The sequence below is a fragment of the Mesorhizobium sp. M5C.F.Ca.IN.020.29.1.1 genome, from assembly GCF_003997375.1.
Lineage (GTDB): Bacteria > Pseudomonadota > Alphaproteobacteria > Rhizobiales > Rhizobiaceae > Mesorhizobium > Mesorhizobium wenxiniae.
Genome location: NZ_RZSW01000954.1, coordinates 1 through 1,387, shown reverse-complemented (window position 1 = coordinate 1,387; position 1,387 = coordinate 1). Strand labels below are relative to the sequence as shown.

The 1,387-nt window shown below is 62.1% G+C and carries 2 protein-coding genes and 1 pseudogene; 2 read left to right on the top strand and 1 reads right to left on the bottom strand.

Annotated features, from left to right (window positions below; all coding sequences use genetic code 11):
* A partial coding sequence (locus EOA85_RS35345) for a 5-formyltetrahydrofolate cyclo-ligase (RefSeq protein ID WP_245486355.1) occupies positions 1-613 on the top strand: 613 nt, incomplete at its 5' end.
* On the opposite strand, the gene EOA85_RS35340 is transcribed toward EOA85_RS35345, so the two are convergent.
* Complete coding sequence (locus EOA85_RS35340; protein WP_023675099.1) at positions 610-1,083, bottom strand: Lrp/AsnC family transcriptional regulator; 474 nt, start codon at positions 1,081-1,083, stop codon at positions 610-612. The two genes, EOA85_RS35345 and EOA85_RS35340, sit on opposite strands and share 4 nt — an antisense overlap.
* 160 nt (positions 1,084-1,243) lie before the next feature.
* Between EOA85_RS35340 and EOA85_RS35335 the strand changes: the two are divergent.
* A pseudogene (locus EOA85_RS35335) lies at positions 1,244-1,387 on the top strand (alanine dehydrogenase); the annotation flags it as partial.

The following is a 1,387-nucleotide window of genomic DNA, read 5'->3' as shown; positions in this document are numbered from 1 at the left end:
GCCTTGCTTCATGCATGAGCTCGACCCGGAATTCCGGACGCCCCTATCCGATTGGACCGACGTGAGACGATGGCGCAAGGCCGAGCGCGAGCGGCTGATTGCGGCGCGCCTCGCTATCTCGGCTGACGCGCGGGCGGCAATGTCGCAGCGCATCGGCGAAAGCCTCGACACGTTGATCGGCGACATCGCCGGCCGCATGGTCAGCCTCTACTGGCCGTTCCGGGGCGAGCCGGATCTGCGCCCATGGATGGCTTCCGTCAATGAGCGCGGCGGCCGGACCGCACTGCCTGTTGTCGTCGAGAAAGGCCAGCCTCTTGTCTTTCGCGCTTACGCACCGGGCGACCGGCTGGAGAAGGGCGTCTGGAACATTCCGATCCCTGCTGAAGGCGACCCGGTGCTGCCCGAGGTCGTTATTTCACCGATCGTCGGCATCGATCCGAGACAGTACCGGCTGGGCTATGGCGGTGGCTTCTTCGACCGCACACTGGCGGCGATGCCGTTCAAGCCGCTGGTCATCGGTGTCGGCTACGAACTGCAGCGCATCGCTACCATCTACCCGCAGCCGCATGACATCCCGATGGACCGGGTGGTGACGGAGGCGTTCAAGGCCTAGGCCAGTTCCGGCTTCATCCCCACCGCCGTCCGGTCGACGATCTCGCGCAAGGCGAAGGATGAATTGATCTTCGTCACATGCGGCATCGCCGACAGCCATTCCTTATGGATGCGCTCATAGTCGACGAGGTCTTTTGCCGCGATGCGCAGGATATAATCGTATTCGCCCGACATCAGGTGGCAGGACAGGACATTCGGGCAGCGCTTTATCGCCGCCTCGAAATCCGACAGCGTCTTCTCGAATTGCCCCGACAGCGATATATGCACGATCGCCGTCATCTGGTGGCCAAGAGCGGCATTGGAAAGCCGGGCGTGATAGCCGCGGATGGTTCCGGATTTCTCCAGGTTGTCCAGTCGCCGCGAGCAGGCCGACTGCGACAGGCCGACTTTCTCGGCAAGCGCCGCGTTGGGTATCCGCCCATCCTTCTGCAACGTTTCGAGAATGGCGATATCGATCCTGTCGAGCGGCATTTTCCGGGATTCCTGCGACAATCCAGCTATTTTGCGCAACGATTATCGAGCCGTGCCCTTCTGCGCAAGCGCATTCGCAAACACTTACGGGACGATTCGTGGTTCACTATCTCTAAACAGGGAACATGCCTCAAAAGGGCCGGATCAGGAGGAGAAGAAGATGCGCGTCGGCTGCCCCCGGGAAATCAAGAACCACGAATACCGCGTCGGCCTGACGCCGGGCTCGGTCCGCGAATATGTCGCGCATGGCCACGACGTGCTGGTCGAGAGCGGCGCCACCATCGCCAAGACGGCCGCCGACGTG